General features: G+C 47.0%; 15 protein-coding genes, 1 tRNA gene and 2 riboswitches. Of the genes, 13 read left to right on the top strand and 3 right to left on the bottom strand.

The genetic code is table 11. The features are described from left to right. Positions 1-5: 5 nt before the first annotated feature. Positions 6-1,214, bottom strand: coding sequence for an MFS transporter (locus tag QFZ81_RS34370; protein ID WP_307436775.1), 1,209 nt, complete (start codon positions 1,212-1,214; stop codon positions 6-8). Between the two features lie 396 nt (positions 1,215-1,610). Between QFZ81_RS34370 and QFZ81_RS34375 the strand changes: the two genes are divergently transcribed. Next, the gene (locus tag QFZ81_RS34375) at positions 1,611-1,865 is read left to right on the top strand and encodes a PDC sensor domain-containing protein (protein ID WP_307436771.1); all 255 of its coding nucleotides are present in this window, start codon (positions 1,611-1,613) and stop codon (positions 1,863-1,865) included. 63 nt (positions 1,866-1,928) lie between these two features. Then, positions 1,929-2,489 (top strand): hypothetical protein, encoded by a 561-nt coding sequence (locus tag QFZ81_RS34380; RefSeq protein ID WP_307606322.1) that lies wholly within the window; start codon positions 1,929-1,931, stop codon positions 2,487-2,489. 40 nt (positions 2,490-2,529) lie between these two features. Here QFZ81_RS34380 and QFZ81_RS34385 read toward each other — a convergent pair. Together QFZ81_RS34385 and tadA are read right to left on the bottom strand one after the other, a co-directional pair. Next, positions 2,530-2,603: transfer RNA gene (locus tag QFZ81_RS34385), tRNA-Arg, on the bottom strand. A gap of 138 nt (positions 2,604-2,741) precedes the next feature. Further along, the gene (tadA, locus tag QFZ81_RS34390; protein ID WP_307449250.1) at positions 2,742-3,179 is read right to left on the bottom strand and encodes a tRNA adenosine(34) deaminase TadA; all 438 of its coding nucleotides are present in this window, start codon (positions 3,177-3,179) and stop codon (positions 2,742-2,744) included. 278 nt (positions 3,180-3,457) lie between these two features. Further along, positions 3,458-3,545: riboswitch (cyclic di-GMP riboswitch) on the top strand. 102 nt (positions 3,546-3,647) lie between these two features. On the opposite strand from tadA, the gene QFZ81_RS34395 reads away from it, so the two are divergent. The 11 genes from QFZ81_RS34395 (at position 3,648) to QFZ81_RS34445 (ending at position 13,642) form a co-directional block, all read left to right on the top strand. After that, complete coding sequence (locus QFZ81_RS34395; RefSeq protein WP_307436764.1) at positions 3,648-4,382, top strand: PilZ domain-containing protein; 735 nt, start codon at positions 3,648-3,650, stop codon at positions 4,380-4,382. Between the two features lie 78 nt (positions 4,383-4,460). Further along, positions 4,461-5,561, top strand: coding sequence for a redox-regulated ATPase YchF (gene ychF, locus QFZ81_RS34400; RefSeq protein WP_056835783.1), 1,101 nt, complete (start codon positions 4,461-4,463; stop codon positions 5,559-5,561). A 34-nt stretch (positions 5,562-5,595) separates the two neighbouring features. Further along, positions 5,596-6,672: a peptide chain release factor 1 gene (prfA, locus tag QFZ81_RS34405; protein WP_047682215.1), complete on the top strand. Its 1,077-nt coding sequence runs from the start codon at positions 5,596-5,598 to the stop codon at positions 6,670-6,672. Further along, positions 6,672-7,556, top strand: coding sequence for a peptide chain release factor N(5)-glutamine methyltransferase (gene prmC / locus QFZ81_RS34410; protein ID WP_307436758.1), 885 nt, complete (start codon positions 6,672-6,674; stop codon positions 7,554-7,556). The genes prfA and prmC overlap by 1 nt, the downstream gene beginning before the upstream one ends. Positions 7,557-7,801: 245 nt before the next feature. Further along, positions 7,802-8,560, top strand: coding sequence for a stage II sporulation protein R (spoIIR, locus tag QFZ81_RS34415; protein WP_307436755.1), 759 nt, complete (start codon positions 7,802-7,804; stop codon positions 8,558-8,560). A 55-nt stretch (positions 8,561-8,615) separates the two neighbouring features. Continuing rightward, positions 8,616-9,689, top strand: a complete 1,074-nt coding sequence (locus QFZ81_RS34420) for an L-threonylcarbamoyladenylate synthase (protein ID WP_307436752.1) — start codon at positions 8,616-8,618, stop codon at positions 9,687-9,689. Positions 9,690-9,753: 64 nt separating this feature from the next. Continuing rightward, entirely contained in the window at positions 9,754-10,314 is a 561-nt protein-coding gene (locus tag QFZ81_RS34425; RefSeq protein WP_307436749.1) for a manganese efflux pump MntP, read from the top strand. A gap of 57 nt (positions 10,315-10,371) precedes the next feature. Further along, the gene (locus tag QFZ81_RS34430; RefSeq protein WP_307436746.1) at positions 10,372-10,965 is read left to right on the top strand and encodes a low molecular weight protein arginine phosphatase; all 594 of its coding nucleotides are present in this window, start codon (positions 10,372-10,374) and stop codon (positions 10,963-10,965) included. Between the two features lie 76 nt (positions 10,966-11,041). After that, positions 11,042-11,122, top strand: a riboswitch (ZMP/ZTP riboswitch). A gap of 104 nt (positions 11,123-11,226) precedes the next feature. Continuing rightward, positions 11,227-11,685 (top strand): ribose 5-phosphate isomerase B, encoded by a 459-nt coding sequence (rpiB, locus tag QFZ81_RS34435; protein ID WP_307436743.1) that lies wholly within the window; start codon positions 11,227-11,229, stop codon positions 11,683-11,685. A gap of 40 nt (positions 11,686-11,725) precedes the next feature. Beyond that, positions 11,726-12,331, top strand: coding sequence for a TIGR01440 family protein (locus QFZ81_RS34440; protein WP_307436740.1), 606 nt, complete (start codon positions 11,726-11,728; stop codon positions 12,329-12,331). 60 nt (positions 12,332-12,391) lie between these two features. Continuing rightward, complete coding sequence (locus tag QFZ81_RS34445; protein WP_171642839.1) at positions 12,392-13,642, top strand: serine hydroxymethyltransferase; 1,251 nt, start codon at positions 12,392-12,394, stop codon at positions 13,640-13,642. The last annotated feature ends 69 nt before the right edge of the window (positions 13,643-13,711 follow it).

The raw sequence follows: 13,711 nt of genomic DNA on the forward strand, positions 1-13,711 counted from the left end.
CCCTTTTAAAGTGCTGCTGTAGAACTGCTAGGTTTGGCTTGATGCTTAGAAGGCGTACTTTGTACGAACCATTGAGATAGAAGTGCGCTCAAAACGCCAAGTACACCTAACACAATAAATCCCTGATTCAGAGAAAACCAATCACCGATTATACCCATAAGAACGGGTCCAATGAACATGCCCAATCCATAAATAGCTTGAAAAAACCCCATTGCTGTTGCCCGCTTATCCGCAGGCATATGCTTTATACTCATCCCCATGAGTAAGGTAAAAGAAAGTCCGCGGCCAAAGCCGGCAAAAGCCTGTGTAACCATGAGCACCCAAAGATGATGGGTGAAAGGAATCGTAAATGTAAATATCCCCATGAGAATAAAACCCCAGACAACCATGCGCCTCTCCCCGTACCGAACAGCCCATCGCCGTCCGCCAAATAAGGAAGCTAGCGCTACCGGTACATTGGCAAATAACGAAAGCATCGATAAGGAGAATTTATCAGCTCCAAGCTGAGTTGCATAAACAGGCGTAAATCCAAAAACCGTTGCGAATATGAGGACTTGCGACAAGATAGCGAGTAAGGAAACGAACAGCAGCGTACGGTCAGTCGCAACGTCACCGATACCGCGCATCGTAATTTTAGGCGCATCAATTTCGACTTTTTCTACAAGGAAAAGTGATCCAATCATCCCCATCAAGCCTAGCAGAGCTCCCAAAATGAAGACGGCCTCCCAACCGAAGGAATCTGCCGCCCATCCTGCCCCGAGAATACCAAGTACCTGCCCAAGTGAATTGAAGAAGGAGATCGTTCCGATCGCTTTTGTTGAATCTTCATGCTTATAGTAGCTCGTAAATAATACGGTAAAATCAACCCATGTTGCCGCGGCTGCGCCTGCCAGTGCTCGAAGAATAAGGATCCATGTGAAATCATGCGTTATCCATAGTCCTAAACCGGTTATTGCCGTGAATAGCAGGCCAAAGGTAATAAATAACTTCCTCTTATGAAATCGGTCTGACATGATACCTACAGGAATTCGCAGCAGCATTTGGGAGATCCCGTACATGCCGACAATCCATCCGGCCAACTGGTGGTTCCCGCCAAGGAATTCTACATAAGGCGCCATGATGGGAACGCTCGTATACATCGACATCCAGAACAGCAGTGTAACTATACAGAAAAGAGGAATGCGATAGGAGGATGAAGCTTTGATGCTTGTCATCGAAGAGCCCCTTTCTGATTAGGTTCTTGGATTGAAATGAGGACTAACAAATCTACCGTTTATTATAGAACATCGATAGCGGCAAGGCTATGACTGGATGTTTGCAAAATAAGACAATGGTCGGAAATCGGCTGATATCCCTTACCACGCCTCATGATTCCTCTAACAAAAATGGATGATTGATGGAAACGAATGCGCCTTGTAAATTGAAAGCAGTTGTTGACCAACCGTTAGCATTGACTAGCAAAAATCATCACTATAGAGGAGGGGGCATGGCGAGGCGTTTTTTGGTGGGATTCGCTGCCTAAAGTAAATGCGAAGTCGGATTCCAACACGGTTGCCTTAGTTCAAAAGCTTCCTAATGTGGGAGAGCCATACGGTGCGCTTATTTTATATTTGAATAAAGAAAAACTGGTGCAGATGGTCGAGGAAATGACCACAGATAACAATGGGGCTTCCTTCCTAATGGCAAAAGATGGACATATTATCGTCTCCCAGAAAACCGTCGACGAGGAGCACGCCCAATTTAAGGCAGCTATTCATGAAAGTGTAATGAGCAGGACGGCAGAATCTGACTCTTTCATACTGGATCGTAAAGGACAGTCTTACTCTATTGCTTACGGTCAATTGACCCGTACAGGAACTCTGTGAAAGTATGTAACTGCAACCTCCTTATCTCAACTTACAGCACCCGTGGAATTTATGTCGAGGAGCATGCTCAGTATTGGAGGACTAGGGCTACTTATAGCCGTTCTGCTCTCTTGGTTCGCATCCAAACGGATTTATCAACCGATAGTGCGGCTCGTGAATGTCATCAATGATTACAAGACAACGCAAGAAAGCCAAGAGGATGAACTAGCATTTATCGAGAGAGAGTGGAAGCATTTAAGTCAGGAGAGCAGAGCGCTGGAATTGAAACTTGACCAGGCCTACCCTGCACTCAGGTCAGCGTTCCTCTTACAGCTGGTTCAAGGTCATTTCTACTCCTTAAGCGAGTCTGAGTTGAGAGGACGATTGGAGAGCTTCGACTGGAAGACGGAGTCACAGTGGTTCGCTCTGCTGCTGGTGCAGATTACCGGTTTTGCGAAGGAGGATGGCAGATTCCTAGAAAGTGAGGAGCAGTTGGTCACCTTTGAAGCAGCGAATATTGCCCAGGAAATGGTTCGGATGCGAAATCAATCTGCTGAGATTATCAACTTTCAGGATATGACAGTAGGTATTCTTCTCTCCAGCAGCGTATTTCTAGAAAATAATAAACGCCAGGTCAGCGGCTAATAACCGTTACCTGGCGTTTTCATTGAGTTTTGAAAGGTTACGCGCCCGAGATGATTCGAACATCCGGCCTACAGTTTAGGAAACTGTTGCTCTATCCTGCTGAGCTACGGGCGCATGGCAAGAATTATGATAGCACGAAGGCTTTCGTCGCGCAACCTTTTGGGCGGTCGTATTTCTTAGTGACAAGGAATGTATACGTTGAATAAACTGGCTGAGTTGGCAGCAGCGATGCAGAATTAGAGGCAGGAAATTCTAAGCTTTACCGCGTAATTTACGGAAAAATTGGGTCAACATCGTCGAACACTCTTCTTGCAAGACGCCGCTAACGACATCGACACGGTGATTGAACCGGTCCTCTTGCAGCAAATTCATGAGCGTTCCGGCACAGCCGGCCTTCGGATCAATGGTTCCGTAGATGACCTGCGGAATCCGCGATTGCACAATCGCGCCCGCACACATCGGGCAAGGCTCTAGAGTGACGTAGAGCTGGCAATCCAAAAGCCGCCAGGCTTGCAGATGTTCGCTCGCTTGTTTGATAGCGATCATTTCGGCATGAGCGAGAGGATCTAGGGTTGTTTCACGCAAATTGTAGCCGCGGCCGATGATTTGACCTTGATGGACAACGATAGCTCCAATCGGTACTTCTCGGATGGCTTCTGCTTTGAGAGCCTCTTGAATTGCTTCTTTCATCCAGGGGATATGTTCATCCACAGGGGGACACCTCGCTAATATATTTTTATCCACATGTGCATAACAATCGAACATTCATTCCGTTGTTAACAACCTGTGGATAGCTTTGTGGATAACTTAAAAAGCTGTGGATATTTAATCTTTCTACATTACATACAACAAAAAGAACAGCTATGCAAGGAATTTTGTTGATAATAGCAACTGTGCTAGGTATAATGATAGATATTAGTAGGTCTTTTAGACCATATAGTACGTGATAGGTATAAATAAATAGCAAGGTTCGACAATGGCAAACTTGTTGAAAAGCAAGGACGCAAAGCTGAGGGTCTACGGTTCCATTGGAACTATGGCAGCCTGGTTACCGAAAATCGATGCTTTTTTTGATTGAGGTAATAGGCTGCTCCTACATAAGGGGCGGTCTATTTTTATATAGGGAATAACTTGAGTAAGGAAGAGGTGCTGATTATAATGGCCAACGGGTATAACGTCATGAAATATTACGGAAGCAAGGAGGGGTATGACGCTGACGTGCTAATTGATAGTAAGGCTGTTTTGGGAAAGGACGATTTCGTAGCCACTGGCGTACTAACCTATGCACTCGGAGACATTATTGAGGTGGAATTACCGGAATACGATGTCTTTCAACTTGGTGATAAAGCGAAAATGACGGTTTATACCAAATCCGGCTTGTTTGTGATGAATACAACCGTTGTTGCCAAAGAATTCGGCTCCGTCATTGTCATTAATCCACCTGAAAATCGTAAGAAATTCGCAGAAAAACGGGAATTCCCACGTGTGGATGTGAAACATACAGGTCTCTTATTCGGACTTCAGGATATGAATAAAAGGAATAAACATCAATTTGAAAACCCACTTGGTATTTCAATCAAAAATATATCCATCAACGGCTTAGGATTTACCATTAATGATAATTCTATGATTGATAAGATTGTTCAAAAGCATTCACAGCTCGAAGTTGAGCTGGATTTGGGCTTTACGGTGCCTTGTTCGATGGAAATTGTAAGAAAAGAAAAGGTTGAAAATGGTTTTTATTATGGGGCCAGTTATATCGACATTCCGCAAGAGAAAACCAATGCTTTAAGGGGTTTTATCCTTACGAATCAGATCGAAACTTACTTCGTACAGAAGCGGGAAGCGCAATTTAAAAGAGCAACGGAAAAAAAGTCTGCGGCGAATCAATAGCCTTCAGGCTTTTTTTTGCGTTCCAAGTGCTATATAATAAGAAGGATGATTTTCGAAAATTAAGGAGTTGTAACTACAATGGCTTTGAAAGCAGGTATCGTCGGTCTACCGAACGTAGGAAAATCGACATTGTTTAATGCAATTACACAGGCGGGGGCAGAATCTGCGAATTATCCGTTTTGTACGATCGATCCGAATGTTGGGGTAGTTGAAGTACCAGACGAGAGATTGCAGAAGCTGGTAGAGATCGTTGTGCCTAAGAGCATTGTCCCGACAGCCTTTGAATTCGTTGATATTGCGGGTTTGGTAAAGGGTGCGAGCAAAGGTGAAGGGCTTGGAAATAAATTCTTGGCACACATTCGTGAAGTGGATGCCATTGTGCATGTTGTTCGTTGTTTTGAAGATGATAATATTACCCACGTTTCCGGTAAAGTGGATCCGATCGGCGATATCGAAACGATTAATCTTGAATTAATTTTGGCAGATATTGAGTCGGTAGAAAAGAAGATCGAGCGTTCGCGCAAAAACCTCAAGGGCGGCGACAAAAAGGTTGTTGCTGAAGTGGAGTGTTTAGAGCGTATTAAAGAAGCGCTTTATGAAGATAAACCAGCACGGAGTCTGGATCTCAGCGAAGATGAGAAACTTCTCGTGCGCGACCTTCATTTATTGACCATGAAACCCGTGCTTTATGCGGCAAACGTGAGTGAAGATGAAGTAGCAACAGCAGATGAAAATCCTTTTGTGAAAATTGTGAAAGAATTTGCTGAGAGCGAAAACAACGAAGTGGTGTCGATTAGTGCGAAGGTTGAATCCGAAATCGCCGAGTTGGAAGATGAAGAAAAAGCGATGTTCCTCGAAGAGTTGGGACTTCAAGAGTCCGGCTTGAATAGATTGATTAAAGCAGCTTATAGAAAACTTGGCTTGTACACGTATTTCACAGCTGGGGTGCAGGAAGTAAGAGCATGGACAATCCGCAAGGGAACGAAAGCTCCTCAAGCGGCTGGTGTTATTCATACCGATTTCGAACGTGGTTTTATTCGTGCTGAAGTCGTCTCTTATAATGATTTGACAGCTGCAGGGTCGATGAATGGTGCGAAAGAAAAAGGCCAGGTGCGTCTCGAAGGTAAAGAGTACGTGGTGAATGACGGGGACGTCATGCATTTCAGATTTAATGTGTAATTAATAAAAAAAGTAAAGAAAGGAGTGATCCTATATGTTGGATCGACTTCAGTCCATTGTAGACCGCTATGACAAATTAAGCGAACTGTTGTGTGACCCGGATGTAACGAGTGATACGAAGAAACTTAGAGAATACTCGAAAGAGCAATCTGATCTTCAAGAAGCTTATGATGCTTATAACGAATATAAGAGTGTGAGCGAACAGCTAGCCGATGCTAAAGTGATGCAAAACGAAAAGCTGGATGATGAAATGCGTGAAATGGTCAAAATGGAGATCGATGAGCTTAGCGAGCAATCTGCCAAGTTGGAAGAACAACTTAGAATGCTCATGATGCCTAAAGACCCTAATGATGATAAGAACGTAATCGTCGAAATTCGCGGTGCGGCAGGCGGCGACGAAGCTGCTTTGTTCGCGGGCGATTTGTATCGCATGTATACGCGCTATGCGGACGCGCAAGGATGGAGAACGGAGATTCTCGATGCTTCTGTGAACGATTTGGGCGGGTTTAAAGAGATTATTTTCATGATCACCGGTAAAGGCGCTTATAGTAAGTTGAAGTATGAGAGTGGGGCGCACCGTGTACAACGAATTCCTGTAACGGAATCAGGTGGACGTATCCATACCTCAACGTCGACGGTAGTGGTTATGCCGGAAGCGGAAGATGTTGAGATTGTCATCCATGATGCGGATATTCGCGTCGATACGTTCTGTTCCAGTGGAGCGGGCGGTCAGTCGGTTAATACGACGAAATCCGCTGTGCGTGTGACGCACGTACCTACAGGTATCGTAGCGACTTGTCAGGATGGTAAATCGCAGAACTCCAATAAAGAGTCAGCATTACGCGTGCTTCGTACACGTATTTCCGATAAAATGCGTGAGGAAGAGGAAGCGAAATATGCGGGCGAGCGTAAAAGCAAGGTTGGTACTGGTGACCGTTCCGAACGGATTCGTACGTATAACTTCCCGCAAAGCCGAATTACCGATCACCGTATTGGCTTGACTTTGCATCGCTTAGAAACTGTGCTTAATGGTGATATGGCAGAGATCGTTTCGGCGCTCACGATTGCAGCGCAGTCCGATGCTTTAGATAACGGGGAGCAGGCAATGTGATGCCGACTGCTGCTAAGAGTTTAAGAGAAGCCTTTGTTGAGGCTTCTTCTTTTTTAGGGAAGCTCGGTGTGGCCGAGGCTGCTTCCTGTGTGGAATTGCTGCTGCAGCACTTGCTCAGCTGCAGTCGGACGGAACTGCTGTTCCGTTTTCCGGAACAGTTTCCTGTTGAGCTGGCGGAGAAGTGGCGCCAGCTAGTGGAGCGGAAGGCCGCGGGTGAGCCGGTGCAGTATATTATCGGCGAGCAGGATTTCTTCGGCCTTCCTTTTGCGGTTAGCCCGGCCGTGCTGATTCCTCGGCCGGAGACGGAGCTGCTCGTGGAAGCTTTGCTCCACGAGGGCTCGCGTCTGTTCCCGCAAGGCGCTCCGCTGCTTGCGGATGTGGGCACCGGGAGCGGAGCGATCCCGGTGACTGTGGCACACGCGCGCCCTGCGTGGCGCGTGGCCGCCAGCGACATCTCCGCGGCAGCGCTGGAGATGGCCCGCGTGAATGCGCAGCGCCACGGCGTGGCTGCGCGGGTGGAGTGGCTCGAGGGGGACCTTCTCGAGCCCTTCATTGCGCGCCGGATTGCGCCGGATATACTAGTGTCTAACCCACCGTATATCCCTGATGGCGATCTGCCGGCGCTTCAGCCGGAAGTGCGGCTGTTTGAGCCGCACACGGCTTTGTTCGGCGGTGTCGAGGGACTCGACCTGTACCGCCGGATGATCTCACAGCTGCCGCAGCTGCCGCGAATCCCGACTGTGGTCGGGTTCGAGGTGGGCATTCGGCAGGCGGAGGCTGTGGCGGCGATGCTGCGTGCCGCCGCTGATTGGGACGAGATCCGATTCGTGCCGGATCTCCAGGGCATTGATCGCCATGTGATCGCGATCCGATCGCGAGAATAGAGGGAGTTCGTAGCGTTGGGAACGAACGCGATACTTTTGGATAGCACCGAGGTATCGGAGTCTGATAAGAGTGTTTTCCATCGTTAAACTCATCTCCTTCAGCCGAAAGCCACCTCTTTCAACAACGAATCCACCCCCAAGCCCAACTCTATCATTTTCACAAATTTAAATAGTTTACTAGGTTTAGCTCCTCCTCTTATTGCCCATACTGGCTAGTAGAAGCGAAGGGAAAGGGGCTTTTCCTCATGGTTAAGAGATCTAATCGTCAATCTTATAAATCTTTATTATTAGTAGCTTTTGCACTTATTGTTATGATAACTTGTTGGGAATCGAATCGTTCAAATGCGGCGGTTATTTCGCCTACGATACCGGAAGAATCTATTCGCTTACGTATTCTAGCAAACTCCGATTCGGCGCAGGATCAAGCATTGAAACGTGAGATTCGTGATGCGATTATTGCTCGTATGCAGGAGTGGGTCGTTGGTCCGCAAACGCTGGATGACGCAAGAGCCGTAGTAATATCCCACTTGCCTGAATTTGATATCCTTGTTGGACAAATGATTGAAGCACGTGGCTATAGCTATACACATACAGTTGAGCTCGGTAAAGTCCCTTTTCCAACGAAAATGTACGGAAATGAAGTATACCCGGCGGGAGAATATGAAGCGCTGCGCGTGACGATTGGAACGGGGGAAGGTCAGAACTGGTGGTGTGTGTTGTTTCCACCATTATGTTTCGTGGATTCCTTATCCGGAGAAGCGGTAGCATCGGCTGCTGTTGTAGCGAAAACAGAGGGAGATGGTAAGGTAAAGTCATCTCCTACACCTGCAACGAAAGACAGTAAAGTTGCTCCAACGGTTAAACCCGACAAGTCTAACCCTGTCGTTAAAGACGTTAAGGATGCACAAGTGGAAGAAAAAACGGAATCGGTTGATGCTAAGCAGCCACAAGTTAAGTTTTTTATCTGGGAAATGGTGAAGAAGATCGTATCGTGGTTCAGCTAAGAAAAGTCACCCATTCCCATTAGGATCAGAATTTTATTTGAAGTTAGGATGATAGATGATCGTGACAAAATACTGGAAAGTGGATCAGGGTATAGGGACCGAGATAGGTGAGGATTTAGCTGAAGCTGCTCTGCTTCTCCGAAGTGGGGAAACGGTGGCCTTTCCAACAGAGACGGTATATGGTCTTGGGGCAGATGCAACGAATACGGCAGCGGTTCAAGGGATTTTCTCAGCGAAAGGTCGGCCTTCGGACAACCCTCTCATTGTCCACATTGCGGATGTTGAACAGCTTTCAAGTTTAATTCTTTCTGATCGTGTTACGTCGGATCATCGCCAGCTTATGGAGGCTTTCTGGCCGGGTCCTCTTACCATTGTGCTGCCTGTGAAAACAGGTGGCATTTCGCCGTTAGTAACCGCTGGTCTAAAAACTGTGGGTGTGCGAATTCCGGATCATCCTGTGGCTTTGCAGCTTCTTCGTGAAGCGGGACTTCCTATAGCCGCGCCAAGTGCCAATAGCTCAGGCAGACCTAGTCCAACACTCGCCTCTCATGTCAGAGATGATTTAGATGGTCGGATTGGGGGGATCGTGGATGGTGGTGCAACTGGGGTTGGTGTCGAGTCGACTGTTATCGAGATTGTAGGCGGTGAGCTATACATTTTGCGTCCTGGCGGTGTTACGGCAGAGCAGCTGCAATCGGCACTACCTGCTATTCGAATTCATGAGCCAGAGCGGGAAGAAGTACAAGATTCCGAAACACCGCGTGCTCCTGGGATGAAGTATACACATTATGCACCAAAAGGATTTATGCATATCGTTCATGGTGAAGATACAGAATCTGTTGCTGAATGGATCCAAAACGATATTGATGCTGCCAAAACACGAGGTGAGTCAACGGGTGTTCTTACTTTTGAGGAGAGAGCTTCTTGTTATCATGCTGATTTGGTTATTGCCTGCGGATCGTTATCGCAACCAGAAACAATCGCTCAGGATCTTTATGCTGCGTTAAGGCAATTTGATCAAGAAGGCATTCAATATATTGCTGCAGAGGGCTGTCCTGAAACGGGGATTGGCCTTGCGATTATGAATCGACTTCGTAAAGCAGCCGGTCACCGGCTTGTACGTGTTTAGCTAGCATGATTCCCTGTTTGTCCGCATATCTTGAGAGAGAAACGTGGACAAGGGGGATAGCGCTATGCTCGCATCTGGGGTGGAATTTGGGCAGCTAGTAACAATTATTATTATGGCGATTGCTTTGGGCCTGGATGCTTTTTCCTTAGGGATTGGCATAGGGATGAAGGGTATTCGTTTGATTGATATTATGAAAATTAGCTTCGTGATTGGTATATTTCACGTTCTCATGCCTTTGATGGGTATGTTTATGGGGCAATATGTTTCATTGCTGCTAGGGAATGTCGCTACAGCGGCTGGGGGATGTTTGCTCATTCTTTTGGGTTCGCATATGGTATATAGTTCGATTCGTGGAGAAGAAGCGACTTCTTTTGATCATAGGTCAATTTGGGGCCTGACGATCTTCTCGCTTAGTGTCAGTATTGATTCATTCTCTGTGGGTGTATCCCTTGGCATGTTTGCTACAGATATTGTGTTGACGGTGCTGATATTTGGTCTGTTTGGGGGTTTGCTATCCATCGCCGGTTTGTTGGTTGGTAGGCGGGTAAGCGGCTTGGTAGGCGAGTATGGCGAGGCTTTTGGCGGGCTTATTTTGCTCACGTTTGGGATCAAGTTTTTACTATGATACAATAGGGTATATAAAGTTTTCATCTTAGCTTATGCTTATGATTAGGAGGGAATCATGTTGCGAATTCTATTTGTCTGTACAGGAAATACGTGCCGCAGTCCATTAGCAGAAGGTTTGCTGCGTATCAGGGTGCATCAAGAAGGGCTTGCGGCGGAGGTTCGTTCAGCAGGGGTATCCGCGGTGACGGGTGGTCCAATTTCCCGAAATAGTGCATCGCTTTTACAGGAAGCGGGCTTCAAGGAGTCCATTAGTTCTTTGGCGATCCAAGAGTCTGAAGTGAATTGGGCTGATCTCATTTTGACGATGACGATGGGTCATAAGCGTACGGTCATTCAGCGGTTTCCGGGTGCGATTGAAAAGACTTTTACGCTCAAAGAGTACGCCCTGGATGATGCTCATATTTTACAGGCGATTGAGGAAAGGGAGCAGCTCGTTACGGAGCTTCAGCTCAAACAGGCTCTTTCGCAAGAAGTGTCTGTAGAAGAAAGAAGCCGCATTTATAAACTTGAACATGCGATTCCTGACTTTGACATTTCTGACCCGTTCGGAGGCTCCATAGAGACTTACCGACAAACGGCCGAGGAAATCAGCGGGAGTTTAGATAAATTGGTTCAGAAAATACGTGCACGAAACGAAGGCTCCAAATAACTCACGTTCTATATATACGAATTGCGGATACATCTTTACACATGGGGTAGAATGCGATAAAATAGAGGTATCAATCAAGACTCAATGTAACTGGCGACGAGTGGGAGTAACCACAATGGAGCATTGAGCTATACGGCCGGTCGCCTGGGCAAAAGAGCAACGCGCGTTTTCTAGCGTGTCCGCTCTTTTTTTCGTTTTCTGGTGAGCTTTGGGATATAATAGGATGGTCGAATTTCGAACAAGCAAAGGAGCGTTCTACTCATGAAAATTGCTTTAGGTGCGGATCATGCAGGCTATCGTTTGAAAGATGTTATCATTCCTTTTATTGAGTCATTAGGTCATCAAGTCGTCGATTACGGCTGCACCTGTGCAGATTCGGTCGATTATCCCGACTATGCGCTTAAAGTTTGTGAGCAAGTGGTATCAGGCGAAGCTGACAAAGGTATTCTGATTTGCGGAACGGGTATCGGGATGTCGATTGCCGCGAATAAGGTTCCGGGCATCCGCTGTGCACTTGTGCATGATCTATTTTCAGCGAAAGCGACGCGTGAGCACAATGATACGAACGTACTTGCCTTAGGGGAACGTGTTATTGGACCGGGTGTAGCAGAGGAAATCGTGAAAATTTGGCTCGAAACCGAGTTTTCTCAAGGTGTTCGCCACCAGAATCGGATTAACAAAGTGCAAAGTATCGAAGACCGTTTCACACTGCATCCATAGAATATTTCCTAACGGAAAATTCGAGAAACGAGGGATCACGATGACAGATTCCATTCTTTCTAATGTTGCCGAGGCTTTGGAAACGAATCTTCGGGAATTGGTCAAAGTCGGCAATCTAAGATCAGGTCACATTCTGATTATCGGAACGAGCACGAGTGAAATTCTCGGGCATAGGATCGGTACATCGGGTACGCTGGATGCGGCCAAGCCGATTTTTGAAACGGCGCAGCGAATAAGCCGCGAGTTCGGGCTGCATTTAGCTTTTCAATGCTGCGAGCATTTGAACCGCGCGATTGTTATTGAGGAAGAGCTGCTATCGCATGCGCCTCAGCTTGAGCCTGTCTCTGTCATTCCGGTGCCAAGGGCCGGAGGCTCGATGGCCTCCTATGCGTACCGTCATTTCGCGAAGCCGGTCGTTGTCGAGATGATTCAGGCACATGCCGGAATCGATATTGGCAGCACACTCATCGGGATGCATCTGCGCCCAGTTGCTGTGCCAGCAAGACCGCCAGTGCGAAACATTGGCCATGCCTATGTAACGATGGCTTTTACCCGGCCTAAGCTGGTCGGTGGTACAAGGGCAGTATACTCGCAAGATATCGCTGATCAGCTCTATCAAACAGCCGCACCCGATGCGGATTGTTAGCCATTTACCTCAATGAATAAAGACTTAACAAATAAGATTATCCTGTAGGAGGAATTTAATATGACAAACTTTTTGAGCAAACAAGATCCTAAAATTGTAGCAGCCATGAACCTTGAGCTTGCCCGTCAGCGTGACAAAATTGAGCTTATTGCATCCGAAAACATCGTAAGCCAAGCTGTTCTTGAAGCTATGGGTACAGTGCTAACGAACAAATATGCTGAAGGCTACCCAGGCAAAAGATACTATGGCGGCTGTGAGCATGTAGACATCGTAGAAGATATCGCTCGCGATCGTGCAAAAGAGCTTTTCGGTGCTGAGCATGCAAACGTTCAACCGCATTCCGGCGCACAAGCCAACATGGCTGTTTACTTGGCGGCTCTAAACCCTGGTGATACTGTTCTGGGTATGAACCTGGCACATGGTGGTCACTTAACGCACGGTAGCCCTGTGAATGCATCCGGTATTCTGTACAACTTCGTAGCTTACGGCGTAAGCGAAAAAGATTTCCGCATTGATTACGACGATGTTCGTAAAGCTGCATTCAAACACAAGCCTCGCATGCTCGTAGCTGGCGCAAGTGCTTACCCGCGCACGATTGATTTCGAAGCATTGGCTTCCATTGCTAATGATGTCGGCGCACTTTTCTTCGTCGATATGGCACATATTGCAGGTCTTGTTGCGGCTGGTTTGCACCCGAACCCAGTGCCGCACGCACATTTCGTAACGACAACAACGCACAAAACGCTTCGCGGTCCTCGCGGCGGTATGATTCTTACGCGCAAAGCTTGGGCTGCAGCGATCGATAAGGCCGTTTTCCCTGGTACGCAAGGTGGTCCTTTGATGCATACGATTGCAGCAAAAGCTGTTTCCTTCGGTGAAGCTCTGCAACCAGATTTCAAAACATACGGACAAAACGTGATCAACAATGCGCAAGCATTGGCGACTGCTCTAACAGCTGAAGGTATTAACCTTGTTTCCGGCGGTACGGATAACCACTTGATGCTGATCGATTTGCGCAACTTGAACATTTCGGGTAAAGACGCTGAACACGTTCTAGACGAAATTGGTATTACAGCAAACAAAAACGCGATTCCTTTTGACCCAACAAGTCCGTTCATCACTAGCGGTATCCGTCTTGGTACACCTGCTGTAACATCCCGTGGTATGAATGAAGAAGCGATGAAAACAATCGCGAAAGTTATTGGACTTACCTTGAAAAACCCGAAAGACGAAGCTGTTTTGGAAAAAGCACGCGGTTTAGTGAAAGACCTGACAGCACAGTATCCGCTTTACCCAGGTTTAACTTATTAATTCTAGTTTTAAAAAATGTTCAGGCCGGCTCTCTGGAGTCGGCTTTTTTTTACCCTTTTATCGGTCCAG

Origin of the sequence: Paenibacillus sp. V4I9 (assembly GCF_030817295.1) — a bacterium.
Taxonomy (GTDB): domain Bacteria; phylum Bacillota; class Bacilli; order Paenibacillales; family NBRC-103111; genus Paenibacillus_E.